The 24767-nt window shown below is 72.4% G+C and carries 23 protein-coding genes and 1 pseudogene; 13 read left to right on the top strand and 11 right to left on the bottom strand.

What is annotated here, in order from left to right:
* Positions 1-112: 112 nt before the first annotated feature.
* Positions 113-1204: pseudogene (locus AOA12_RS14445) on the top strand (LLM class flavin-dependent oxidoreductase).
* Positions 1205-1468: 264 nt separating this feature from the next.
* On the opposite strand, the gene AOA12_RS14440 reads toward AOA12_RS14445, so the two are convergent.
* Complete coding sequence (locus tag AOA12_RS14440; protein ID WP_054687084.1) at positions 1469-2425, bottom strand: LacI family DNA-binding transcriptional regulator; 957 nt, start codon at positions 2423-2425, stop codon at positions 1469-1471.
* Between the two features lie 113 nt (positions 2426-2538).
* Here AOA12_RS14440 and galT point away from each other — a divergent pair, with 113 nt between their 5' ends.
* Together galT and galK are read left to right on the top strand one after the other, a co-directional pair.
* Positions 2539-3699, top strand: a complete 1161-nt coding sequence (gene galT, locus AOA12_RS14435; protein WP_442922290.1) for a galactose-1-phosphate uridylyltransferase — start codon at positions 2539-2541, stop codon at positions 3697-3699.
* The gene (gene galK / locus AOA12_RS14430; protein ID WP_054684140.1) at positions 3696-4895 is read left to right on the top strand and encodes a galactokinase; all 1200 of its coding nucleotides are present in this window, start codon (positions 3696-3698) and stop codon (positions 4893-4895) included. The genes galT and galK overlap by 4 nt, the downstream gene beginning before the upstream one ends.
* A 126-nt stretch (positions 4896-5021) precedes the next feature.
* Here galK and AOA12_RS14425 read toward each other — a convergent pair whose 3' ends face one another.
* Together AOA12_RS14425 and AOA12_RS14420 are read right to left on the bottom strand one after the other, a co-directional pair.
* Positions 5022-5735 carry a gamma-glutamyl-gamma-aminobutyrate hydrolase family protein gene (locus AOA12_RS14425; RefSeq protein ID WP_054684136.1) on the bottom strand — a complete coding sequence of 238 codons (714 nt, stop codon included), beginning with the start codon at positions 5733-5735 and terminating at the stop codon, positions 5022-5024.
* Between the two features lie 165 nt (positions 5736-5900).
* Positions 5901-6494, bottom strand: a complete 594-nt coding sequence (locus AOA12_RS14420) for a DedA family protein (protein WP_054684132.1) — start codon at positions 6492-6494, stop codon at positions 5901-5903.
* Positions 6495-6633: 139 nt separating this feature from the next.
* Here AOA12_RS14420 and AOA12_RS14415 point away from each other — a divergent pair, with 139 nt between their 5' ends.
* The 3 genes from AOA12_RS14415 (at position 6634) to AOA12_RS22700 (ending at position 9953) form a co-directional block, all read left to right on the top strand.
* Positions 6634-8604: a GDSL-type esterase/lipase family protein gene (locus tag AOA12_RS14415; protein ID WP_054684129.1), complete on the top strand. Its 1971-nt coding sequence runs from the start codon at positions 6634-6636 to the stop codon at positions 8602-8604.
* Between the two features lie 265 nt (positions 8605-8869).
* A complete protein-coding gene (locus AOA12_RS14410) occupies positions 8870-9664 on the top strand; it encodes a hypothetical protein (RefSeq protein ID WP_156366511.1) in 795 nt (264 codons plus the stop codon).
* 1 nt (position 9665) lies between these two features.
* The gene (locus tag AOA12_RS22700) at positions 9666-9953 is read left to right on the top strand and encodes a hypothetical protein (RefSeq protein ID WP_231637093.1); all 288 of its coding nucleotides are present in this window, start codon (positions 9666-9668) and stop codon (positions 9951-9953) included.
* 80 nt (positions 9954-10033) lie between these two features.
* Here AOA12_RS22700 and AOA12_RS14405 read toward each other — a convergent pair whose 3' ends face one another.
* Together AOA12_RS14405 and AOA12_RS14400 are read right to left on the bottom strand one after the other, a co-directional pair.
* Positions 10034-10501, bottom strand: coding sequence for a hypothetical protein (locus AOA12_RS14405; protein ID WP_054684123.1), 468 nt, complete (start codon positions 10499-10501; stop codon positions 10034-10036).
* 194 nt (positions 10502-10695) lie between these two features.
* On the bottom strand, positions 10696-11862 hold the full coding sequence (locus tag AOA12_RS14400; protein WP_054684118.1) for an MFS transporter: 1167 nt from the start codon (positions 11860-11862) through the stop codon (positions 10696-10698).
* A gap of 438 nt (positions 11863-12300) precedes the next feature.
* Here AOA12_RS14400 and AOA12_RS14395 point away from each other — a divergent pair, with 438 nt between their 5' ends.
* The 7 genes from AOA12_RS14395 to AOA12_RS14370 all read left to right on the top strand — a co-directional run bounded on the left by AOA12_RS14395 (position 12301) and on the right by AOA12_RS14370 (position 20336).
* The gene (locus AOA12_RS14395; protein WP_054684106.1) at positions 12301-14565 is read left to right on the top strand and encodes a polyribonucleotide nucleotidyltransferase; all 2265 of its coding nucleotides are present in this window, start codon (positions 12301-12303) and stop codon (positions 14563-14565) included.
* Positions 14566-15020: 455 nt separating this feature from the next.
* Positions 15021-15557, top strand: a complete 537-nt coding sequence (locus AOA12_RS23195) for a hypothetical protein (RefSeq protein WP_156366510.1) — start codon at positions 15021-15023, stop codon at positions 15555-15557.
* Between the two features lie 627 nt (positions 15558-16184).
* Positions 16185-17222 carry an aldo/keto reductase gene (locus AOA12_RS14390; RefSeq protein ID WP_082406275.1) on the top strand — a complete coding sequence of 346 codons (1038 nt, stop codon included), beginning with the start codon at positions 16185-16187 and terminating at the stop codon, positions 17220-17222.
* A 58-nt stretch (positions 17223-17280) separates the two neighbouring features.
* A complete protein-coding gene (locus AOA12_RS14385; protein ID WP_054684103.1) occupies positions 17281-17880 on the top strand; it encodes a histidine phosphatase family protein in 600 nt (199 codons plus the stop codon).
* A 64-nt stretch (positions 17881-17944) separates the two neighbouring features.
* Positions 17945-18763 (top strand): 4-hydroxy-tetrahydrodipicolinate reductase, encoded by an 819-nt coding sequence (dapB, locus tag AOA12_RS14380; RefSeq protein ID WP_054684098.1) that lies wholly within the window; start codon positions 17945-17947, stop codon positions 18761-18763.
* Positions 18760-19203: a hypothetical protein gene (locus tag AOA12_RS14375; protein ID WP_054684096.1), complete on the top strand. Its 444-nt coding sequence runs from the start codon at positions 18760-18762 to the stop codon at positions 19201-19203. Before dapB ends, AOA12_RS14375 begins: the two co-directional genes overlap by 4 nt.
* A 164-nt stretch (positions 19204-19367) precedes the next feature.
* A complete protein-coding gene (locus AOA12_RS14370; RefSeq protein WP_054684092.1) occupies positions 19368-20336 on the top strand; it encodes a hypothetical protein in 969 nt (322 codons plus the stop codon).
* 22 nt (positions 20337-20358) lie between these two features.
* On the opposite strand, the gene AOA12_RS14365 is transcribed toward AOA12_RS14370, so the two are convergent.
* The 6 genes from AOA12_RS14365 to AOA12_RS14340 all read right to left on the bottom strand — a co-directional run bounded on the left by AOA12_RS14365 (position 20359) and on the right by AOA12_RS14340 (position 24755).
* Positions 20359-21267, bottom strand: coding sequence for a TIGR01777 family oxidoreductase (locus AOA12_RS14365; protein WP_054684089.1), 909 nt, complete (start codon positions 21265-21267; stop codon positions 20359-20361).
* Positions 21260-21685 (bottom strand): OsmC family peroxiredoxin, encoded by a 426-nt coding sequence (locus AOA12_RS14360; RefSeq protein ID WP_054684086.1) that lies wholly within the window; start codon positions 21683-21685, stop codon positions 21260-21262. Before AOA12_RS14360 ends, AOA12_RS14365 begins: the two co-directional genes overlap by 8 nt.
* Positions 21686-21771: 86 nt before the next feature.
* A complete protein-coding gene (locus tag AOA12_RS14355; RefSeq protein ID WP_054684083.1) occupies positions 21772-22299 on the bottom strand; it encodes a DUF4395 domain-containing protein in 528 nt (175 codons plus the stop codon).
* A 42-nt stretch (positions 22300-22341) separates the two neighbouring features.
* Complete coding sequence (locus tag AOA12_RS14350; RefSeq protein ID WP_054684067.1) at positions 22342-22752, bottom strand: TlpA family protein disulfide reductase; 411 nt, start codon at positions 22750-22752, stop codon at positions 22342-22344.
* A 102-nt stretch (positions 22753-22854) separates the two neighbouring features.
* Positions 22855-23490 (bottom strand): response regulator, encoded by a 636-nt coding sequence (locus AOA12_RS14345; RefSeq protein WP_442922289.1) that lies wholly within the window; start codon positions 23488-23490, stop codon positions 22855-22857.
* Between the two features lie 56 nt (positions 23491-23546).
* Positions 23547-24755: a sensor histidine kinase gene (locus AOA12_RS14340; RefSeq protein WP_054684063.1), complete on the bottom strand. Its 1209-nt coding sequence runs from the start codon at positions 24753-24755 to the stop codon at positions 23547-23549.
* Positions 24756-24767 lie beyond the last annotated feature (12 nt).

The following is a 24767-nucleotide window of genomic DNA, read 5'->3' as shown; positions in this document are numbered from 1 at the left end:
TTGTCGGATGCCGGGGTGCGAGGCGGCGACGAGCGCCCACCATCTGCTGCTCGCGGCCCGGGTGCTGCCTGGCTACGGTGGACGGGTGAGCGACACATCGACCTGGCCGGGGATGCAGTTCGGCGTCTTCACCGTCAGCGACATCACCGAGGACCCCACCACGGGGCGCACGCCCAGCGAGGCCGAGCGCATCCGCGCGGTGCTCACCATCGCCCAGCACGCGGAGGACGTCGGGCTCGACGTCTTCGCGCTCGGGGAGCACCACAACCCGCCGTTCTTCTCGTCGTCGCCGACGACGACGCTCGCGTACATCGCGGGGCGGACCGAGCGCATCGTGCTGTCGACCGCCACGACGCTCATCACGACGAACGACCCCGTCAAGATCGCGGAAGACTACGCGATGCTGCAGCACGTGGCCGGCGGTCGCGTGGATCTCATGCTCGGCCGCGGCAACACGGCCGAGGTGTACCCGTGGTTCGGCAAGGATCTGCGCACGGGCCTTCCGCTCGCGCTGGAGAACTAGGCGCTGCTGCACCGCCTGTGGCGGGAGGAGGACGTGTACTGGCAGGGCCGGTTCCGCACGCCGCTGCAGGGCTTCACGTCGACGCCGCGTCCGCTCGACGGCATCCCGCCGTTCGTGTGGCACGGGTCGATCCGCTCGCCGGAGGTCGCGGAGCAGGCCGCCGCCTACGGCGACGGGTTCTTCGCCAACAACATCTTCTGGCCCGCCCAGCACTTCCAGCGGCTCATCGGCTTGTACCGCGAGCGCTGGCAGCACCACGGGCACGGCGCTCCCGAGACCGCGATCGTCGGGCTCGGCGGGCAGGCGTTCATGGCGCGCAACTCGCAGGATGCCGTGCGCGCGTTCCGCCCCTATTTCGACAAGGCGCCCGTGTACGGCAACGGTCCCGCGCTGGAGGACTTCTGCGAGCTCACGCCGCTCACGGTCGGCTCGCCGCAGCAGGTCATCGACCGCTACGCCGGCATGCGTGACCTGTTCGGCGACTACCAGCGGCAGCTGTTCCTCATCGACCACGCCGGCCTGCCGCTGAAGACCGTGCTGGAGCAGCTCGACCTCCTCGGCGGCGAGGTCGTGCCCGCGCTGCGCCACGAGCTCGCCGCCGACCGCCCGGCAGCCGTCCCCGACGCCCCGACCCACGCCGCCCGCGTCGACGCCGCGCGTGCCGGCATGCCGCCGCGCTAGTTCGTCCGTCCGTCCGTTCGTCCGTCCACTCGTCCGTCGGTCCGTCCGCGAGGGTGCCACTTGTCTCGCCGAGGGTGCCACCTATCTCGCCGAGGGTGCCACTTGTCTTGCCGAGGGTGCCACCTATCTTGCCGAGGGTGCCTTCGTCGCGGGCGTGAAAGCACTCTCGCGCGAACAAACGGCACCCTCGCGGGGACAAGTGGCACCCTCGCGGGGACAACTGGCACCGTCGCGAGAATACCTGGCACCCTCGCGGGCTGGGGGTCAGGCGCTGGCGCGCGGGACGAGGCGGGCGGGGATGACGGTGCGGGTGGGGGCGGCGCCGTCGAGGGCGCCGATCAGGGCGGTCACCGCGGCGTCGCCGAGGGCGTCGAAGTCCTGCCGCACGGTCGTCAGGGGAGGGCGGTAGTCGGCGGCATCCGCGACGTCGTCGAAGCCGGCGACCGCGACGTCCTCGGGAACGCGGCGGCCGGCGTCGGCGAGGGCGCGGACGAGGCCGAGTGCCATCTGGTCGTTCGCCGCGAACACGGCCGTGACGTCGTCGCGGGTCGCGAGGCGCGTGCCGGCGGCGTGTCCGGATGCCGCGGTCCAGTCGCCGCGCTCGAGCGGGGGCGCCGGCGCGCCGGCCTGCGACAGCGCATCGCGCCATCCCCGCTCGCGCTCCGCCGCGGCGAACGACGACGCGGGACCCGCGACGTGCCACGCCGTGTGGTGACCGCGCGACAGCAGGTGGCGCGTCGCCGCCGCGGCGCCGCCCGCGTGGTCGGACTGCACGGTGGGGAACGGCACGCTGCCGGGGCAGTCGACCGCGACGAGCGCGAACGCGCCGTCCGGTGCCGCGCCCGCCGCGAGGGCGGTCGCCTCGTTCACCACGACCGCGCCGTCCGCGCCCTGCGCGCGCAGCCGCGCGAAGGCGTCGGCGACGCCCGCGCGGTCGGTCACCGACACGACCATGAGCGCGTAGCCCCGGGCGGCGGCCGCCGTCGAGACGGCCTCGAGCATGCGCGAGTTGCCGACCGTCGCGAGGGTCGCGACGACGACGCCGATCGTGTGCGACCGGCCGGTGCGCAGGGCACGCGCGGCGCGGTGCGGCAGATAGCCCAGCTCGGACATGGCGTGCTCGACGCGTTCGCGCGTGGCGGGGTCGACGCGAGGGCTGTCGTTGACGACCCGGCTCACCGTCTGCGCCGAGACGCCCGCGACGCGGGCGACGTCGGCCATCGATACGCGCCGCTGCATGTGTGTCTCCGGTCGTGAGGGCTGCTCCCGCGAGTGCGGGCTGAAACTGCATGTTGACGATAACACACGACATCCACTAGCGTGTTAACGTGAACATCACCGAGATTCCCGGAACCTCGCTCGACGCCGGCGTCGTCAGGCGCTCGACCCGCCTGGCCGACGGGCGCGAGCTGATCTACTACGACGACCCCGGCACCGCGCTCGGGCCGGAGCGCGCCGTCGACGCGCGCGCCCTCGACCCCCGTCCCGTGACCGCGACGATGCGGCAGGACGTGCTCACGGGCGACTGGATCTCGGTCGCCGCGGCACGGCAGAACCGCGCGTTCCTGCCGCCCGCCGAGCTCGACCCGCTCGCGCCGCAGACCCCCGGCAACCCCTCGGAGATCCCGTCGCGCTACGACGTCGCGGTCTTCGAGAACAGGTCGCCGTCGTTCGGTCCCGCGCTCGCCGAGGCGACCGGCGACGCGCCCGCGGCATCCGACCCTCCGCGCGGCCTCGACGACCTCGCGGCGCTCGGCCTCGGCCGCGCGCGCTCCAGCGTGGGCCGCTGCGAGGTCGTGTGCTTCTCGCCCGCGCACGAGGGCTCGTTCGGCACGCAGTCGGTGACCCGCGCCCGCACCGTCATCGAGGCGTGGGCCGACCGCACGGCGGCGCTGTCGGCGCTCCCCGGGGTGCAGCAGGTCTTCCCGTTCGAGAACCGCGGCGAGGCGATCGGCGTCACGCTGCACCACCCGCACGGGCAGATCTACGCCTACCCCTACGTCACTCCGCGCACGTCGCTGCTGCTGGCATCCCTCGATCGCACGGCGCCCGACCTCTTCCAGCGCATCCTGGAGTTCGAGCAGGCCGGCCCCCGCGTCGTGCTGCGCGGCGAGCACTGGACCGCGTTCGTGCCGTTCGCGGCGCGCTGGCCGCTCGAGGTCCACCTCATGCCGCACCGGCACGTGCCCGACCTCGCCGCCCTCTCGGGGCCCGAGCGCGACGAGCTCGCGACGCTCTACCTGCGGCTGCTGCGCGGCGTGGATGCCGTCTACGACACGCCCACGCCGTACATCGCGGCGTGGCACCAGGCACCGGTGCACGTCGGCCGCGACACCGTGCGCCTGCACCTGCAGCTCACCAGCCCCCGCCGTGCCGCCGACAAGCTCAAGTTCCTCGCGGGGTCCGAGGCCGCGATGGGCGCGTGGATCGGCGACGTCCCGCCCGAGACCAGCGCCGAGCGCCTGCGCGCCGCGGTCGAGGGGGTGGCCCTGTGAGCGCCGCGCACGGTGCGGCCGCACAGGGTGGTGCGGCGCACGGCGCGGCCGCGCTCTTCCGCGAGCTGACCGGTGCCGAGCCTGCGGGGCTGTGGTCGGCGCCGGGGCGCGTCAACCTCATCGGCGAGCACACCGACTACAACGACGGCTTCGTGCTGCCGTTCGCCATCCAGCATCGCACCCACGTCGCGCTCGGACACCGCGCCGACCGGCGGCTGCGGGTCGTGTCGACCTTCGCGCCGGATGCCGTCGAGATCGCGTTCGACGACCTCGGCGCGCTCTTCCCCGAGCGCCGCGACGACGTCGAGGAGTGGGCGCGCTATCCGCTCGGGGTCGCGTGGGCGCTGCTCCGCGCGACGGGCGCCGCACCGTTCGCCGGCGTCGACCTCGTCTTCGACGCCGACGTGCCCGTCGGTGCCGGCCTGTCGTCGTCGGCGGCGATCGAGGGCGCGACGGCGAGCGCGCTGAACGACGTGTGGGGCCTCGACCTCGACGGCGTCGCGCTCGCGCGGGCCGGCCGCCGGGCCGAGAACGACGCGGTGGGCGCGCCGACCGGGATCATGGACCAGATGGCGTGCATGCTCGGCCGCGAGGACGCCGCGATCTTCCTCGACTGCCGCACGCTGGAGGCGCAGGTCGTCGACCTCGGCTTCGCCGAGGCGGGTCTGGAGCTGCTCGTCATGGACACCCGCGTGAAGCACGCGCACTCCACGGGCGGCTACGGCGGGCGCCGCGTGGCGTGCGAGCGGGGCGCGGCGCTCACGGGCGTGTCGGCGCTGCGCGATCTCGGCGTCGCCGACCTCGACCGCGCACGCGGGCTGATGGACGACGTGACCTTCCGCCGCGTGCGGCACGTCGTGACCGAGAACCAGCGCGTGCTCGACACCGTGCGGATGCTGCACGACGAGGGTCCGCGCGCGATCGGCGGCCTGCTGCGCGCGTCGCACGCCTCGATGCGCGACGACTTCGAGATCTCGGTGCCCGAGCTCGACCTCGCCGTCGCGACGGCGGACCGCGCGGGCGCGATCGGCGCGCGCATGACGGGAGGCGGCTTCGGCGGCGCCGCGATCGCGCTCGTCGACCGCGAGCTCGTGCCGGCGGTGACGGCCGAGGTCGAGCGCGCCTTCGCCGCGGCCGGCCACGTCGCCCCGCTGTGCTTCACGGTGCGGCCGTCCCGGGGCGCGGCTCGGGACTGACGGGGCGCGGGGCCGCGGCCAGGGATGGATGAGGCGCGGGTCCGGCGGGGCGCCGAGGGCAGCAGCGCGGGCCTCGCGGGGCGCGGGGGCCGCGGCTCGGGACGGCGGCATCCGCGGGCCCGGACGCTAGGCGCGCGCCTCGCGCACGAGGGCGGCGAAGACGGCGAACGGCGCGGCCGCGAGCGCGGGCGGCGTGTCCTTCGCCTCGGGGTGCCACTGCACCGCGAGGACCGGCGCGGTCGGATGCTCGACGGCCTCGATCACGCCGTCGGCGGCGGTCGCCGTGACGACGAGCCCGTCGCCGACACGGCGCACGGCCTGATGGTGGCCGGATGCCACCTCGATGGCGGACGCGCCCGCGTGCGCGACGAGCCGCGAGCCCGCCGCGAGATCGACCGGATGCCACGCCCACCGCAGCCCGTCGTCGTCGGCCTTGAGCGGCGTGTGCCGCACGTCGGTGTGGGGGAGGTGCTCGACGAGCGACCCGCCGCACGCGACGTTGAGCACCTGCAGCCCGCGGCACACGCCGAGCACGGGGATGCCGCGGCGCATCGCCTCGTCGACGATCGCGAGGTCGAGCGCGTCCTGTGCCGGATTGACGTCGTAGCACGGCGCCGACGTGTCGCCGCCGTAGCGGGCGGGGTCGACGTCGCCGCCGCCCGGCAGCACGAGCCCGTCGAAGCCGTCGAGCGAGGGGTCGTGCACGACGACGACCTCGAGTCCCTGGGCGCGCACGAGCGCGGCGACGTCGTGGAAGATGGCGTTCGCGAGGCCCACGCGGGCGTCGGCGCCGTCGGCGGCGGAGAGGCGGGCGGGCATGGCGATGCGCGGTGCGGTCACCCCACCATTCTGCGCCGGTTCCGCTCCACGGCCGCTCCCGCCGCCCCGGCCCGCCTCGACCGCCGGCCTCCGGCCTCGGCATCCCGGCCCCGGGCCTTCGCCGATCGCGGCATGGAGCCCGCGCCGCCCGGCGGCGCACGCTCGGCGGCGCTAGGCTCGGCGGCGCTAGGCCCAGCGGCGCACGCGGCGCGCGAGCACCGCGTCGATCCCGATCCCGATGCCGACGGCGAGGACGACCGACACGGCGACGGCGACGGCGGGGCCGCCGGGAACCACCGCCGCGACGATCGCGCCGATGAGCGCCTGGTACGCGGCCCATCCGAGCGCGGCGACGCTCGCGATCGCGAGGAACCGCGGGGCCGGCACGCGCGTCGCGCCGGCCGTCAGGTTCACGGCGAGCCGGGCGAACGGGATGAACCGCGCCGTGAACAGCACGAGCGCGGCGCGCTGCTGCAGGCGGGCGCGCGCCCATGCGAACGCCGCGCGCACGCGGGGATGCCGCATCCATCGCCAGCGCTCCAGCCCGATGCGACGCCCGACGAGGTAGCACGCGAGGTCCCCTGTGGCCGCCGCGACCGCGGCGACGGCGATGACCGCCGCGAGCGCCGGCTCGCCGTGCGCGACGGCGAGCGCGCCGAACGCCGTGACCGCCGCCTCGCCCGGAATGACGACGAGCAGCGCGTCGCCGAGCACGAGCGCGAACAGCAGCGGCAGCGCCCAGGGGCTCTGCGAGACGGCGGCCAGCAGTTCGTCGATCACGCGGTCATCGTCCCCGGCGCCGGTGAACGGAGACCGAACGGGGCATGGTCGGTGACGGGACGTTGAGCATCGGGTGAACACTCGCGCGCGGGGCAGGGTTTCGGCGGTCGGGTCCCGGCCGTGGCTGCACCCTGGAGACGTGAGAGTCGCACTCCTCGCCGAATCGTTCCTGCCGCACATGAACGGTGTGACGGGCTCGGTCCTCCACGTCCTCCGGCAGCTGTCGGCGCAGGGCCACGAGACGCTCGTGATCGCACCGCGCGCCGGGGAGATCACCGCCGACCTGCACGGCGCCCGCGCCGAGCTGCTGCGCTCGGTGCCGCTGCCCTCCTACCCGGAGGTGCGGGTCGTCTTCGCGCGCGCCGCGCGGCTCACGGCGATCCTGCGCGACTTCGCCCCCGACGTCGTGCACCTCGCGTCGCCGTTCGTGCTGGGCTGGCAGGGGCTCGCGGCCGCCGACGCGCTGCACGTGCCCGCCGTCGCCGTCTATCAGACCGACGTCGTCGCCTACGCCGAGAAGTACGGGATGCCGCAGGCGTCCGCCCTCGTCGGCCGTCACATCGGGAGGCTGCACCGCCGCGCCACCCTCACGCTCGCGCCCTCGTCGGCGTCGGTGCGCCAGCTCGAGGGCCTGGGCGTCGACCGGCTGCGCACGTGGGGGCGCGGAGTGGATGCCGAGCGCTTCTCGCCTCAGCGGCGCAGCGACGCCTGGCGGGCACGCGTCGCGCCGGGGCGCACGATCATCGGCTACGTGGGTCGCCTCGCGCCGGAGAAGCAGGTCGACGATCTCGCGGCGCTGGCCGACATCCCCGGTTCGACGCTCGTGATCGTCGGCGACGGCCCGGCCCGGCCGCTCCTGGAGCGCGCGCTGCCGAACGCCGTGTTCACGGGGCACCTCGGCGGCGGCGACCTCGCGGAGGCGCTCGCGAGCTTCGACGTGTTCGTGCACCCGGGGGAGAGCGAGACGTTCGGGCAGACGATCCAGGAGGCCCTCGCGAGCGGTGTGCCCGTCGTCGCCACGGGCACCGGGGGACCGGTGGACCTCGTGCGGTCGAGCATCGACGGCTGGCTCTACCGGCCCGGCGACCTGCGCGATCTGCGGGCGCGCGTCTCCGATCTCGCGGGCGACGACGGCAAGCGCCGCGCGTTCGCGCTCGCGGCCCGCGAGAGCGTGCGCGAGCGCACCTGGGATGCGCTGTGCCGGCGCCTGGTCGAGCACTACGAGGAGGCGCGCACGCTGCGCCCCATCGACGATGCGCTGCTGCGCCGCGGTGCGACGCGACCCGAGATCCTCGCGCGGCCCGCGATCCCGCCGCGACGGTGGTCGCGCTTCGTCGCCCTCGGCGACTCGCTCACCGAGGGGCTGTGCGACTCGTCGCGCATGCGCGCGGGGGAGTACCGCGGCTGGGCCGACCGGCTCGCCCAGCTCCTCGCGCACGAGCGGCCGGACGGCGGGGCGTTCCGCTACGCGAACCTCGCGGTGCGCAGCCGGCGGGTGCGCGACCTCGTGACGGAGCAGCTTCCGCGCGCCCTCGAGCTGCGGCCCGACCTGGTCTCGGTGCTGATCGGCTCGAACGACCTCGTGGGCCCGTGGGTGTCTCCGCAGCGTCTCGCGGGCGAGCTGGAGCGGGCCGTGCGGGCGCTGCGCGACAGCGGCGCCGACGTGCTGCTCGTCACGCCGTTCCTGCCGCACCGCCGCGCCGCGCTGCCGGTCGCGCGCCGTTTCGCGGCGTTCGCGTCGGAGCTGCGCCGCATCGCGTCCGAGACGGGGGCGATCCTGCTCGACCTCGAGGCGCAGCCCGCGATCGGCGACCTCGACCTGTGGGCGGACGACAAGGTGCACCTGCGCTCGCGCGGTCACCGCTTCCTCGCGTACCGCGCGGCGGAGGCGCTGGGCGTGCCCCACGCCGAGGCCCTCGGCGGACTGGATGCCGCCCTGCACGCCGACGACGATCCCGTGTTCGAGGGGACCTGGCTCGTGCGCGACGTGCTCCCGTGGGTGTGGCGCCGTCTGCGCGGCCGCACCGCGGGCGACGGCATGGTCGCCAAGCACGACGACTACGTGCTCGTCGGCGGCCGCGGCGACGTGCGCGCCGAGGCGTCGCGCTGACGTGCCCCCGCATCGCCGCTGAGGGAGGCTGAGGTCCGCCAGGCGGTGCGTCGGCGAGCGTCCGAGAGCACTATTGAGATCTTTGCCGCCCAGATGTGTTCCCGATCTGCATCGTCTATGAGATCCTTCTCATTTGTGTAATGTATGTGGCATTTATGTACTACCTTGAATGGCGGCACGAAGAGCGTGCTGAAAGAACAGAGGTCTGAGGGGGGTCTCAGCAATGATGAATTCATTCACGGCACGAACGCCGAGGGCAACGTCGATGGCTGTCACCGGTCTGCTATGCGTGGCCGCGTTCGCCGTGGTTCCGACGGACGCATGGGCGAGCGAGCACACGGCTCCGTCTGCGGCCGGCGTCGCTGACGCACTCGCTGCCGTCGATGAGATCGACGGGTCACTGCTGCTGACGCCGACCGACGATGCCGGAGTAGGAAGCGTCGAGGTCGGTCAGGGAACCGTCGCCGTGCCGACATCGCCGGACGACGACATCACGATGAGCGCACGCGGGCAGGACGTGCTGTCGGTTCGGCTTCCGATGGCGGATGATGCCGCGAACGCCGTGGTGATGGAAGACGGCACCGTGATCTACCCCGGCGAGGAGTTCTCGGGCTCGGTCATCGTCAGCGACATCGGAGTGCAGATGCTCACGACGATCGCGGGGCCGGAATCACCCGTTGCGTACTCCTACGAGTTGTCGCTCGAGCCGGGGCAGACACTCAGGATCGTCGAGGATGGAGCCGTGGTCGTCAACGGCGACGGCTCGATCGTCGCCGCTGTTGCGCAGCCCTGGGCACGAGATGCCGATGGTGAGGAGGTCGCCACCCACTATGAAGTGGACGGATCCACGCTGATCCAGATCGTTGATCACGCATCCGCTGAGGGCGTGGCGTATCCTGTCGTGGCCGACCCGATCTGGTTGGCGCCGTGGGTGGTCCGCTGCCTCGTCGGTATCGGCATCAACGGCCCGACGATCACGCGCATCGCGAGTTCTGGAAGTCCGGGAGCCGTGCTGGCCGCATTCGGATACGGTGCCTTTCGGTGCCTTATTGGGAGGTAGGTTGTTCGGCCGGAAATCGCTCGATGCGCTCAATGCGCAACGGCAGCAGATCGATGCGAGAATCGAAGCCCATCCGCTTTCCGCAGAGGAAGTGAGACAGGCGCACGCCATCATTGAAGCAAGAGGAGACAAGGACAACGCGGCAATCGAGTGCGAGCTTTCCGCGAACGGCCTGCCAAGCCTTGAAGAGCTGGGGAGAATTCAGGTCGAGAGTACGGCGAGCTGGTGGCGCCTTCATCGTGAACGGGCGAAGATCGCGAAGAGAATCGAGAAGCTGACAAGTCGTTGACGGCGTCGCTGCACGCTTCCGCGGTCCAGTGGTTGCTGGACCGCGGAAGCGTGCAGCGAGTCTCTCCGATCCGTCCGCCATCACCTCCGGGCCGCCGTGATGAGTGACCTGAGCAGGTCGTCGGGCCGGTGGAGGAGCTCCCGGCTCGCGGGATCGGTCACCAAGCGATCGACGAGACGTTGCGTCACCACGACGCCGCGCTCCCAGTACCCGCCGGCGTGGTGCCGGCTCAGCGGCAGCCGTGCGCTCGAGCCCTCCGACGTGATGCTCACCGTCCCATCGTCCGGGCCGATGTCAGGGCTCTCCATGATGAGTGCGACGGCGATCGCCGTGATCAGCCCCGCCACGACGCCGGAGAAGCGGAATCTGCTCGTCGGGACTTCGATCAGGATGACGTCCAGCTCGTCCCAGGCATATTGACCCACGACAGTCGTGTGTTCTCGGTAGACGAGCGTCTCCGTCGTCAGCAGAAGATGCCGGCGCCCCGGGTCGCCGATGACGAGGCCGTCGTCGGCGCGGTGCAGGACGCCGAGGCGGCGACCCGTCATGCCCTCGGGAGCCCGCGCCGAGAGCGCGTAGGCGCGCTGCGGGCGACGTCACCGTGGAGGGGGCGTGTGATCGGCAGGCGCTCGGCGGAACGTGTGAGCCCGACATCGAGGTGCAGCGCCATGGCAGCATCCTCACACAGCGCGAGCAGACCGCGAAAAGCGGCCACCCGTGCACGCGTCGGCAGGGCGGGTCGTCAGGAGCGACCCGGGGGCGCCGGACGCGGCGAGAAGACGATGACGGCGGCGACCAGCGCGAGGGCGGCGTAGAGGATCGAGGCGGGGGCGAGGCCCGCCGTGCGGGCGAGCTGGCCGGCGACGAAGCTGGGCACGATGGCGCCGCCGTAGGCGATCAGGTTGACGGCGGCGACCATTCCGGCGCGCTCCTCGAGCGACGTGCTGTCCAGCAGCAGCCGCATGGAGCCGGTGAAGGCCGCGCCCTGCGAGAGGCCCGCGAGGATGCCGCAGGCGATCACGAGCGGCGTGCTGCCGGAGAAGAGCCCGACCACGATTCCGCAGGCGGCCGCGGCGAACAGCACGATGCCGAGACGCTGCGATCGGCGCGGCGGAAGCAGCCCCGACAGCGGCGCCGCGATGCCGTAGGCGCCCTGGTGGGAGAGGAACACGACGGCGGCGACGAGCACGCTGCTCGTGCCGAGGCTGTGCACTGCGATCGTCGGGCTGAACGCCTGATAGAAGCCGCCCAGCGCCCAGGTCGCGATGCCGACGGCGAGCGCCCCCGGCAGGAGGCCGCGCGCCGAGCGCGGCAGCGCGACCACCGGTCTCAGCGCACCGAGCCACCCCGGCCTCCGGGGAACGGACTCCCGGGCGAGGGCGAGCAGCACGAGCGCGCAGGTCAGCAGGACGATCGCCCCGACGAACGGGACGACCTCGGGCGCGAGGCCGAACTCCGCGGCGAAGCCGGCGGCGAGCGCGCCGGTCGAGTTGCCGAGCGCCGGTGCGCCCGTCGCGGTCGCCGCCGCGAGCCAGCGCGGGTACGGCGGTGCGGAGTCGATCGCGAACGTGGCGACGGCCGAGGTCGCGATGCCGCACGCGATGCCGTGCAGGGCGCGCGCGGCGAGCAGCACGCCGAGGCTGTCGACGTTGATCATCACGACGCAGCTCAGCAGGGCGACCGCGGCGCCGAGCATGCTGACCGGCTTGCGTCCGAGATAGTCGGAGACGCGGCCGAAGCACACCAGCGTGATCATGATCGTGATGAAGTACGCGATGGTGGCCAGGGCGAGGTCGCTGGTCTCGAGCGAGAGCCGTTCGCGATAGCGCTCGAGCAGCGGAGCGGGCAGGCTGGCGGCCACGAAGACGCTCACCGACGTGAACGCGGCGGCGATGTACGTCAGGTGCATGCGGGGCGGCTCTGCCATCATGAAGGGGGTTCTCCGCCACGCCCGCGGGGTGCGGTCTCGCGCCGATGCGCTGGATCGGGCTCTGGCGCCGACGATATCTGATACTTGATTCGAGGTGCAACTGCCGGGGGTCGGCCCCGGCTGGCGCCCGCTCTCGCGACGGCTTCACAGGCGCCGCTGGTAGGATCGGTGAGGTTGCCGTCTGGCATCCGCTCACCTCAATACTGAGCTCACGGAGCTGACCGGCAGGAAGCTGGTCCCCTGTGGTGGGTTCCCATCCGTCGCCGGATGGTGATCTTCGACTGGTGGCCAGCGCAGGCGGTCTTCACGCACGCGTCATGGCGACGCGTGCGTACGCCCATATCTGCCGTTCTGCTTCTTCGTACGATCTCGTGCGCGAGACGCGCGTGCGAGTCTAAACAAAGAAGGAGAGACCTCTTGGAAGGTCCTGAAATCACCGCCGCCGAAGCCGTCCTCGACAACGGACGCTTCGGCACCCGCACCGTCCGGTTCGAGACCGGACGCCTCGCCCAGCAGGCGCAGGGCGCCGTGGCCGCCTACCTCGACGAGGAGACGATGCTCCTCTCGGCCACCAGCGCCTCGAAGAACCCTCGCGAGGGCTTCGACTTCTTCCCGCTGACCGTCGACGTCGAGGAGCGCTCCTACGCTGCCGGCAAGATCCCCGGCTCGTTCTTCCGCCGCGAGGGCCGCCCCTCGACCGAGGCGATCCTCGTGTGCCGCCTCATCGACCGCCCGCTGCGCCCGTCGTTCGTCGACGGCCTGCGCAACGAGGTGCAGATCGTCATCACCGTGCTGTCGATCGCCCCGGGCGAGTTCTACGACGCGCTCGCGATCAACGCGGCATCCGCGTCGACGCAGATCTCGGGTCTGCCGTTCTCGGGCCCCATCGCCGGTGTGCGCCTCGCGCTCATCCCCGGCCAGGGCGAGCACGCCGACCAGTGGGTCGCGTTCCCGAACACCACGGTGCTCGAGGATGCCGTGTTCGACCTCGTCGTCGCCGGCCGCGTGCTCGACGACGGCGACGTCGCGATCATGATGGTCGAGGCCGAGGCCACCGAGCACAGCTGGAACCTCATCAAGGGCGGCGCCACGAAGCCGAGCGAAGAGGTCGTCGCGCAGGGCCTCGAGGCCGCGAAGCCCTTCATCAAGCAGCTCGTCGCGGCGCAGAACGTGCTCGCGAACGCGGCGGCCAAGGAGATCCAGCCCTACCCCGTCTTCCTGCCCTACACCCAGGAGACCTACGACTTCGTCGCCGGCCGCGCCTACGACGAGCTCGTCGGCGTCTACCGGATCGCCGACAAGATCGAGCGCCAGAACGCCGACGACGCCGTCAAGGACCGCGTCAAGGGCGAGCTGGCGGCCGCCGTCGAGGCGGGCGAGCTGCCCGAGTCGGCGCTCGGCGAGTTCTCGGCCGCCTACAAGTCGGTCACGAAGCTCATCGTGCGCGGCCGCATCCTCACCGAGGGCGTGCGCATCGACGGTCGCGGCCTGGCCGACATCCGCGCGCTCGACGCCGAGGTGCAGGTCATCCCGCGCGTGCACGGCTCCGCGATCTTCCAGCGCGGCGAGACGCAGATCCTGGGCGTCACGACGCTGAACATGCTCAAGATGGAGCAGCAGATCGACTCGCTGTCGCCCGTGACGAGCAAGCGCTACCTGCACCACTACAACTTCCCGCCCTACTCGACGGGTGAGACGGGTCGCGTGGGCAGCCCCAAGCGCCGCGAGATCGGCCACGGCTTCCTCGCCGAGCGCGCTCTCGTGCCCGTGCTGCCGGGCCGTGAGGAGTTCCCCTACGCGATCCGCCAGGTGTCCGAGGCGCTCGGCTCGAACGGATCGACCTCGATGGGCTCGGTGTGCGCCTCGACGCTGTCGCTGCTCAACGCGGGCGTGCCGCTGCGCGCCCCCGTCGCGGGCATCGCGATGGGCCTCGTCTCCGACCAGGTCGACGGCCAGACCCGCTATGCGGCGCTCACCGACATCCTCGGCGCCGAGGACGCCCTCGGCGACATGGACTTCAAGGTCGCCGGCACGAGCGAGTTCGTCACCGCCATCCAGCTCGACACGAAGCTCGACGGCATCCCCTCGTCGGTGCTGTCGGCGGCGCTCACGCAGGCGCGCGACGCGCGTCTGCGCATCCTCGAGGTGCTGAACGCGGCGATCGACACGCCCGACGAGATGGCGCCGACCGCGCCGCGCGTGATCAGCGTGCAGATCCCGGTCGACAAGATCGGCGAGCTGATCGGCCCCAAGGGCAAGACGATCAACGCGATCCAGGATGCCACGGGCGCCGACATCTCGATCGAGGAGGACGGCACCGTCTACATCGGCGCGACCGACGGCCCCTCGGCCGAGGCGGCCCGCGCACAGGTCAACGCGATCGCCAACCCGACCAACCCCGAGGTCGGCGAGCAGTTCCTCGGCACGGTCGTGAAGATCGCCACGTTCGGCGCGTTCATCTCGCTGCTGCCGGGCAAGGACGGCCTGCTGCACGTCAGCGAGGTGCGCAAGCTCGCCGGCGGCAAGCGCGTCGAGAACGTCGACGACGTGCTCTCGGTCGGTCAGAAGATCCTCGTCAAGATCACCAAGATCGACGACCGCGGCAAGCTGTCGCTCGAGCCCGTGCTCGACGACGCGCCCGCCGAGGACGCTGCCGAAGAGGCCGTCGTCGTCGAGGTCTGATCCTCGCGCAGCCCGATGCCCGTCCCCTCACCGGGGGCGGGCATCGGCGTTCTCCGCCCGCGGCGACCCGCTCGCGCCCGTCGCCCAGATCACCTGTTCCGGGAACAGAATGCATCCGCCGCGAGCGTGCGCGGTTCAAGGCTCTCGGTGCTGCGAAGCGTGTCTCGCAGCGGCTCGGCGTCGTGGTAGGTTGAGAATCAACAGCGCCCATTTGCATGCAATGCAAAGGAATGGCGTATCGCTATCAGTTCCGGGGGGAAGCTGAAGATGAGATCACGACAGTTTGGTCTAGGAATACTTGCGCTCGCTCTCGTGTTCGGAGCCTCGGCGACCTCTGCTGGTGCCGTGTCGATTTCTGAGCAAGATCGTAGTGTTCCCGCTGCGGTTGCAGCGATATATTCATACAAGGCGGAATAAGCGGCGACACGGCATTAGTCTCTTTCTACAGCAATGTCGTGCCGTATCAGATCGTCGTCGACCCGCTGACCGGTATCAGCCCGGGGCCGGGTGCGCAAGGTCGTATCACCGGACTGATGCCGACGTCTGCCCAGACCAAGGGCACGCTTGTTGGAAAAATGGGGAAGCGTACGGGAAAGACCGAAGGAAAGATCACAGGGACGTACAGCTGGTACGGAGTGACGGGGATCGTTGCGGACTTTTTCGCTGACAAGGGTGACTCCGGCGGTCCGGTCTGGCGATGGGACGGCAATGGGCTCCGTGCTGTTGGCGTCCAAGTCGGGGTGCTTCATCACCAGCTCACGCAGAAATATATCGGAGCAGTATATATCCCTATTGAGACGCTCCTCGCGCAGTGGGGAAATGCCTCATTGCCCGTCTTCTCGTCGCCGACGGCACGGATGGTGCGCGACGACGCCCGAATCGGTCCTACGTCAGAGCAAATGATCCTGATCCCGTCGGGGCCGCCATCCGATGTCCCGGACGGGCTCGAGGATGTCTGTGCTGATATTCCGTGTGAGTTTGTCGAGGGATAGTTGAGGAAGCCATCAAGATGGGGAGTCTCATGGGTAAGCGAGCAGTGGCCATTGTGTGGCTGGTGGCGCTCCTTCTGGTGAGCGGGGGCTCTGCTGTTGCGATCGCTGCAGGTGAGGAGGTCGTGCCGCGGGCCGATCGCCCCTCTCCGCAGATGACTCTTGTTCCTGCGGATCCGTCCCATCACATATCACCTGATCTCACGGATGTCTGTGCAGACATCCCGTGTGTGATGATCGAGACGAGATAGTGTGAAGCATCCCTGCGGAGTCTGTCGATCTCTCAGGGAATCAGCGAACAGGCGCAGGGCCTCGGGCGGAGCCTGATGGGCGGAACATCTGATCTGCGCGGAGGCTGCCGTGCAAGGGCCCTCCATGTCGCGCGGAGCGTCCGCGCCGCGCGGGAGCGTCCGTGGCCGCGGTCCGGCGGGCGGCCGAGCTGCGACCTCGCGGCCTCGGCGTTCGCGCGGGGACGCCGACCCCGCGCGCCAGGTATATCAAAGCGTTATAGAAAGTTCCCTCGCCGCGGGGTGGCCGCCACGCCGCGCGATGGCGCCTGTTCTACCCTGGGGTGAAGACGGCGCCTGCGTCGTGGCCTCGCGGTCGCGGCCGAACAAGGGGGATGCACACATGATCGGGGCGGATGCGATCACGCCGCAGCCGCCCGTGCCCGGCACGAGGCCCCTCGCCTCGCACGCGCCCCGCACGATCGCGCTCGCCTCCGGTCCTGTTCCGCTTCCGGACGCGCCCCCGCGCCGCCCGCTCGGCGAGACGGGCCTGCAGGTGTTCCCGCTCGCGATCGGCGCGGGCGAGTTCGGGTGGCACGTCGCCCCGCTCGCCGCCTCCGCGATCCTCGACGTGTACCGCGCGCACGGCGGCAACTTCGTGCACATGTCCGACGGCGACGCCTCGGGCCGCAGCGAGCACATCGTGGGCCAGTGGATGCGGTCGCGCGGCGTGCGCGACGAGACCGTCGTCGCGGTGCGCATCGGCGCCGACAACGAGCACCCCGGACTCGGGCCCGTGAACCTCGTGCGCTCGGTCGAGGCGTCGCTCAGCCGGCTGCAGACCGACCGCATCGACCTGCTCTACCTGAACGCCACGACCGACGGCGCGACGCCGCTCGAAGACACCCTGGCCACGGCCGAGTGGCTCGTCGAGTCCGGCAAGGTGCGCGCCGTCGGCTCGTTCTGCCACACCGCCGCGCAGCTCGTCGAGGCGCGCATCCTCTCCTCCGCCGGGTATCCGCGGCTCGCGGTGCTCGACGTGCCGTTCAACGTGCTGCACCGCACCGAGCTCGACGGCGACCGCCGGCTCGTGGCGACCGCGCAGTCGATCGCGATCACGCCGTCGCGGGCCCTCGCGCACGGCTTCCTCGCGGGCGTCCACCGCGGCCGGGCTCCGATCGGGCGCTCGGTGCGCGGCACGCAGCTCGCGGCATCCATGAACCGTCGCGGGCACCGCGCGCTGCGCGTGCTCGACCGCGTCGCACGCGAGCTGTCGATCCCCACCGCCGCCGCGGCGATCGCCTGGCTGCTCGCCGAGCAGCTCGTCGCGGCGCCCATCGTGAACGCCCGCGAGGCCGCCCACGTCGAAGAGCTCGTGCAGGGCGCGGGCGCGCACCTCACGCTGCAGCATCGCGCCGACATCACACGCGCCGGTCAGTGACGGAGCTGACATAGGCTGGAGACCGAGCGCATCGGCGACGAGCGAAACGGGTGATGGCATGACGCACTATCTCTATCTGGTGCGCCACGGCGAGCATCTCGACGCGGAGCACGGACTCGAGGACGGGCCGCTGTCTCCACGAGGCCGGCGGCAGGCGGAGCTCATCGCCGACCGTCTCTCGGGCGTGCCCCTCGATGCCGTGTGGCACTCGCCGCTGGAGCGCGCGAGCGAGACCGGGCGCGCGCTGGCGCAGCGCCTGCCCTCGCTGCGGCCCGAGCCGCATCCGCTGCTGTTCGACTGCATCCCCACGGGGAAGACCCCCGACATGCCGTCGGTGTACGAGCCGTTCTTCGGCGGCATCACCGACGCCGAGATCGAGGCCGGGGCGGCGCAGATGGCCGACGCCGCGACGGAGTTCCTGGCGATCAAGCGCGGCACGCACGAGCTGCTCATCACGCACAACTTCGTGATCGCCTGGCTCGTGCGCGAGGTGCTGGAGGCGCCCGCCTGGCGCTGGCTGACGATCAGTCAGGCGCACTGCGGGCTCACGGTGCTCGCGCAGCGCCCCGGCCGGCCGTGGACGGTCGTGATGCACAACGACCTCTCGCACCTGCCGGTCGAGCTGCGCACGGGCCTGCCCGAGCCCCTGCCGGTGTAGCGGACGCCCCACGGCTGCGGCTCGCCGGGCCGCCGGGGTCGGAGGCTGGTCCTAGGCTGGAGTCATGACACGTGTGGCTCTCGTGGGGGGAAACGGCAAGCTCGGCAGCATCATCCGCGAGGTGATCGACGAGACCGACGACTTCGCGGTCGTGCGGGTGCTCGGATCGGGCAGCGACCTCTCCGAGATCGACGGCGTCGACCTGGTCGTCGACGCGTCGGTCCCCGCCGTCTCGGTCGAGGTCGTGCGGACCGCGACCGAGCGCAGCATCAACGTGCTCGTGGGCACGTCGGGCTGGTCGAACGAGCGCATCGCCGCCGTGCGCCCGCTCGTGGATGCCGCGGGCACGGGCGCCGTCTTCATCCCCAACTTCTCGGTGGGATCCGTCGTCGGCTCGGCGCTCGCCGCGGCCGCTGCGACCCTCTTCGACTCGATCGAGATCATCGAGGCGCACCGCGACACGAAGATCGACTCGCCCAGCGGCACGGCCGTGCGCACGGCCGAGCTGATCGCCGCGGCGCGGGGGAACGCGGTCGACGCGCCGCACGTCGACCAGCGTGCCCGCGGTCAGCAGGTCGCCAGCGTGCCGATCCACTCGCTGCGCCGCCCCGGCGTGATCGCGCGCCAGGAGGTCGTGCTGTCCGGCCCGGGGGAGTCGCTGGCGATCGTGCACGACACGGTGGAGCCCGCGCGCGCGTACGCCCCCGGCATCCGCATCGCGCTGCGCGCCGCACGCGACGCCCGCGGCGTCGTGGTCGGTCTCGACCGGCTCATCGACCTCGGCATCCGCACCCCGGACGCGGCCCCCGACGCCCAGCCGGTCGACGAGGGCGCCGCGTCGGGCCAGGTGGCCCGGTCGACCGGCGCGGCGTCGCCCGCATGAGCGCGCGCATCGGCGTCGCCGTCATGGCGGCGGTGCTCGCGCTGTACATCGTCCTCGTCGCACAGCGCGGCTGGATGCTCGTGACCTCGGGAGAGCCCATCGGCATCGCGATGGGAACGGTGCTGTTCCTGCTGCCCGTGCTCGCCGCGTGGGGGCTGTGGCGTGAGATCTCGTTCGGCCGTCGCGCCGCGGCGCTGGGCCGCCGGCTGGAGGCGGAGGACGCCCTGCCGGCCGAGGAGCTCGACGTGCGCCCGAGCGGCCGCCCCGACCGCGCGCAGGCCGACGCGCTCTTCCCGGCGTACCGTGCGGAGGTCGAGAGGAACCCCGGCGACTGGCGGGCGTGGTACCGCGTGGGGCTCGCCTACGACGGCGCGGGCGACCGCAAGCGTGCGCGTGCCGCGATCCGCAAGGCGATCGCGCTGGAGTCCGGCCGGGCGTGAGGCGGGCTCCCGCCGTCGTGTGACGGCGCCGCCGTCATCCTGTGTGACATGTTCATCCGCGCCACGTAGGGTGGCATGCGGTCTGCGCCGATCAGCGCGGGCCGTACACGAAAAGGACGAGACATACATAAATGGATGCGCTGAAGACACCACTCACACAGGGAATGAACCGCCGCACCGTGCTCAAGGCGTCGGCATGGTCGGTGCCGGTCGTGGCCGTCGCGACCATGGCCCCGGCGGCGGCCGCGACGAACGGCTTCGATCTGCGCCTGCTCGGCTTCGCCGGCGAGACGCTCGCGAAGTTCAACGACGACAAGACGCGCTACGTGGAGCAGTCGTACACGACGGGCACCGCTCTCGCGACCGTCGGCACGGCCGCCGCGCCCGCCGGCACGGTCGTCACCGTGTCGTTCGACAACCGCCTCATCGGTGCCGTGACGCTCCACGTCGAGGACGTCGAGGTGAACGCCGCGACGACGTCGCCGTCGGGCACGACCACGACCCAGACGTTCGTGCTGACGCAGGCCGTCCCGGTCGCGGTCGACGAGCTCAGCGGACTCCGCGTGCGCTTCGGGCCGCAGTTCGTCGACGACTGGGACGCCCTTCCCTTCTACGAGGACATCGCGCCCTACACGGTGTCGGTCAGCCCCGCGAGCGGCGCCGACCCCGACACGAGCAACAACGGCTGGTCGGCGGCCGCGGTCTACGGCGACGCCTTCGACGGGGCCGTCTCGGCCACGTGGGGCGAGACGGTCATCGACGTCGAGGGCAACCCGACCGTCGCCCGCCACCCCGAGACGGCGACGCTCGTCTCCCGCGGTCCCGGGGCGATCCCCGCCGGCGCCCGGCTCTACTTCGGGCTCCCCGAGGACGGCGTCACGGCGTTCTCCGTGTCATCGGTCACCGTGGACGGCGACGCCGTCACCGACCTCTTCGGAGCGCTGCAGCCCGAGCTCTACGGCGGCTACCACGTCGAGACCACGCGGGAGGTCGCGGCCGGCTCGACCGTCGTGCTGACGCTGTCGACGACGTTCGCGGCCTCGGCGACCACGTATCCGGGCACGCCCTCGGTCTCGCTCACCACCGGCCCGGGCGAGACGGACACGACGAACAACAACGTCAGCCCGGCGTGACCGCCGCGCCGTGCCCGCCCGGTCAGTCCCCGGCGGGCACGGCGGCGGCCACGGCCTCCTCGACGGTCGCGTGGCGGAACGCGAAGCCGGTATCGAGCAGCACGCGCGGCAGAACGTGCATGTCGCTCAGCAGCAGGCTGTCGGCCATGTCGGCGCCGAGCGCGAGCCGCAGCGCCCAGGCCGGCGCGGGCACGACGAAGGGGCGGTTCATGCGCATCGCGAGCGCGAAGCCGAGGTCGTTGGCGGTCGCCCGCACGGGTCCGGTGAGGTTCACGGGCCCCGCGACGTCGGCATCCATCACGTGACGGATCGCGCGCACCTCGTCGTCGAGCGAGATCCACGGCCACGCCTGCGTGCCGCGGCCGATGCGGCCGCCGAGGCCGAGGCGGGTGAGCGTCAGCAGGGGCTTCAGCACCCCGTCGGCGTGCACGACCGGCGCCGTGCGCAGCAGCGCGACGCGCGCCTTCGGCCCCGCGTGCGCAGCCGCGGCCTCCCACTCGCCGCAGACGTCGGAGAGGAACGACTCGCCGCGCGGCGCCGCCTCGTCCTGGGGGATGCCGGGGGCCGACGCGTAGAAGCCGACCGCCGACCCGGAGACGAAGGCGGGGGCGTCGTCGCCCAGTGCGCGCACGGCGGCGGCGACAGCCTGGGTCGGCTGCACGCGGGACCAGAGGATCTCGTGGCGGTAGCGCTTGGTCCACGGCACCCGGCCGAGCGTCGCGCCGTTCAGGCACACGACGGCGCGTGCCCCCTCGAGCACGGCGGGGTCGAGCCGGGTCGTCGTCGGATCCCACGAGACCTCGTCGGGCGCCGTCGCGGCGCGCCGCACGAGGCGGGTCACCGCGACGCCGTCGGCGGCGAGCGACCGGACCAGCTCCGACCCGATCAGGCCGGACGCGCCCGCGACGACGACGCGCCCGGCGTCAGGCAAGTGTCGCCTCGAGGGTGATCTCGACGCCCGCGAGCGCGGCCGACACGGGGCATCCCGCCTTCGCCTCCGCGGCGAGGCGCGCGAAGTCGTCGGCCGAGATTCCGGGCACGACGGCGTGCACGTTGAGGTGCGAGCCCGTGATGCCGGTGCCGGGGATGAAGGTGACCGACGCCGAGGTCTCGATGCTCGTCGGCGGGGTGCCGTTCTGCGTGAGCGCGTGCGACAGCGCCATGCTGAAGCACGACGAGTGCGCCGCCGCGATGAGCTCCTCGGGGGTCGTCACCGACGTCGAGCCCTCGCTGCGCGCCTTCCAGTTCACGTCGAACGGGCCGAGCCGTGAGCTCTGCAGCGACACGGCGCCCGTCCCCTCGGCGAGATCGCCCTTCCAGATCGTGCGTGCTTCGCTCGTGACGCTCATGATGCTCTCCTCGCAGCGGGGGTCGTGCATCGAGCCTAGACGCGCGCGGCGACGGAGGGAACGGGGCCGTGCGCGTGCGTCCGCCGTCAGCTCGCGGGGCGCACGCGCTGCAGCAGCAGGTAGATCTGGCAGCCGAGGCAGAAGCCGAAGGCCGCGTTGAGGAACGCGGCCACGAACGCCGCGGCCACGGCGATCACGAGGGCGTACGGCACACCCGCGAGGTGCAGCACGAGGCCGATCGCGACGACGACGAGGCCGACGCCCTGGGCGAACCGCGGCGGGCGCGGGTCCTCGAGCTCGGCGGGCGGTGCGAGCCGCGGGCGGACGAGCGACCGGAACAGCAGGTTCCACGGGTGCGTGCGCGGCGACAGGATGCCCCACAGGAAGAGCAGCGCGACGATGGCCGCCAGGAGGAACGCGGGGTCGGTCAGCCGCTGCGCCACGGTCGTCCCGGGCACGAAGACCTCGCCCGCGATCGGCTGGGAGGCGAACCACCCGAACGAGGCCGTCTCGCGCGGCAGCAGGGCCACCACGAGAGTGACGAGCAGGAGCAACGACGTGAGCGCGGCGCCGAAGCGGGGGCCGCGGGGGTCGATGCCGGCGGGGGAGGTCATGGCGCTTCCTTTCGCGATGACGTCACGGGGCTCGTGGTGACGTCAGAGGGCGGCGACCGCCGCCGCGAGCTCGTCGGGCCGGGGCGGTCCGCCGAAGCGGGCACGGACGCGGCGGTCGGGACCGACGACGAAGGTCGTCGGCGTCTGCAGCACGCGATAGCGCGCTGCGAGGTCGGGTCGGTCGGTCAGGTCGATCTCGACGTGCGCGACCCCGTCGGAGGCATCGGCCACGGCCGTCAGCTGGCGTCGCACCTGGGGACACCGCGCGCACTGCACGCTGCTGAACTGCACGAGCGTGCCGCGCGCACCCGCGCCGCCCGGCAGGTCTGCCGAGTCGAGGAGCAGCTCGCCGGCATCCCTCGCCCGGCCCGTGCGTGCGCGCAGCACGAGCCCGAGCGCCGTCGTCAGGACGACGAGGCCGAGGGCGACCGCGAGGGCCAGCGGCAAGGACATGACAGGAGGATAAGCAGTGCGGCGGTGTCCCGGGGCCGATGTGTCGAAGAGAGTCGAAGAGAGTCGAAGGCCGAGGGTCGATGGACCCGCGGCGGGAGCCCGCTATGACGGCGGCAGGTCGCGCGTCATCGCCACGGCGTGCGTGCGGCTGTCGGCGCCGAGCTTGGCGAGCACGTTCGAGACGTGCGTCTTGACGGTCGGCACGGAGAGGAACAGCAGCGCCGCGATCTGTGCGTTCGACAGTCCCTCGCCCATCGCCCGGAGCACCTCCCGTTCGCGGTCCGTGAGGTCGTTCAGCCCGGCCGGGGGCGCGGACGCCGCGGACCCGGGGTGTCGCACGGCGCGCAGTGCACGGCGGGTCACCCGCGGGTCGAGCACGCCCTCGCCCGCGGCCACCCGGCGCACCGCGTCGGCGAGCCCGGCGGCATCCACCGTCTTGAGCAGGAAGCCGACGGCGCCCGCACGCAGGGCGCCGAGCACGAGCTCGTCCTCGTCGAAGCTGGTGAGCGCGATGACCTCTGCGCCGCCGGACTCGACGATGCGGCGTGTCGCCTCGACGCCGTCGGTCCCCGGCATGCGCAGGTCCATGAGCACGACGTCGGGGCGCAGGTCGCCGGCCGCCGCGATCGCCGCGGCGCCGTCGGCGGACTCGCCGACGACCTCGATGCCGTGCGATTCCAGCATCAGCCGCAGACCCTCGCGGATCATCGCGTGGTCGTCGGCGAGCAGCACGCGCACGCGCGTCACAGGGCTGCCCTCGTCATAGGGCTGCCCTCGTCATGAGGCTGCCCTGGTCATGAGGCCGCCCTGGGCACGACGGCGTTCACGAGCCAGCCGTCCTCGGCGGCGCCGGCTTCGAGCGAGCCGCCGAGGGCGGCGACGCGCTCGTGCAGCAGGTGCAGGCCCCATCCGCTGCCGGACAGGCCCGCCTGTCGACGCCCGCCCGTCGACAGGATGCGCACGCCGATGCCGCCGGGCTCCTCGGAGAGCCCGACACGCACGGCGGAGCCCGGTGCGTGACGCGACGCGTTGGCCAGCGCCTCCTGCACGATGCGTCGCACGGCCTGGTCGGCGGCGCCGGCGGCGGGAGCCGTCAGCCGGTCGTCGAGCACGACGTCGAGTCCCCAGGCGCGGGCCTGCGCGGCGAGCGCCGGCACATCGGGACGCGCGGGAGCCGCCGTGTCGTGGTCGGAGCGCAGCACGGCGACCATCTCGCGCAGCGTCTCGTGAGCGTGCAGGCTCGTGTCGCGGATCGCGCGCAGCGCGTGCCGCTCGGGCGAGTCGGCCCCCGGCGCCGCGAGGGTCGCCTCGCTGCGGATCGCGACCGCCGCGACATGCCCCGCGACCACGTCGTGCAGTTCGCGCGCCATCTGCTCGCGTTCCTCGCGCACCGCCTCCGCGCGGTTCTGCTCCGCGAGCCGTGCGGCGTTCTCCGCCGCGGCGCGATGCAGCTCGGCGAGCTCCTGCGACTGATCCATCAGCATGCGCGACTGCGCGACCGAGGTGCCGAACCAGTACGCCATGCCGAGGATGCCCCCGGTCTGCACCGCCACCATGATCATCGCGCGCGGATCGCCCGTGCGGGCCAGCGCGAACAGGGTGAGCGCGGCGACCGCGAGCACCAGGGCGCCCAGCAGACGTCGTCGTGCGGTCGGCGAGACGGTGACCGCCGCGGCGTAGAGCGCGTCCACGAGCACGAAGAGGGGGATCAGGCCGCCCACGGTGAGCAGGTCGGCGATCGTGAGGACCGTCGCCGCGCCGAGTGCCGCGCCGGGCGCGCGATGCTTCCACAGCGCGAGGGACGCGGCGGGCAGCGCCGTCACGAGGGTCCACCAGGGCGACACGGGCGGCAGCAGCTGCGCGAACCCGAACAGCCCGGTCAGTCCGGCGCGCGCGGCGATCACCGCCAGCACCGAGAACGCGAGTGCGTCGATGACCGGACGCGGCAGGCCGAGCCAGCGTCTCGCCGCAGTCTCGGCGGGCAGGGCGAGCAGTGCGGTCATGGCATCCATGCA

Origin of the sequence: Microbacterium sp. No. 7 (assembly GCF_001314225.1) — a bacterium.
GTDB lineage: Bacteria > Actinomycetota > Actinomycetes > Actinomycetales > Microbacteriaceae > Microbacterium.
The sequence above is the reverse complement of the archived record's forward strand: the minus strand, read 5'-3'. Positions and strand labels throughout refer to the sequence as shown.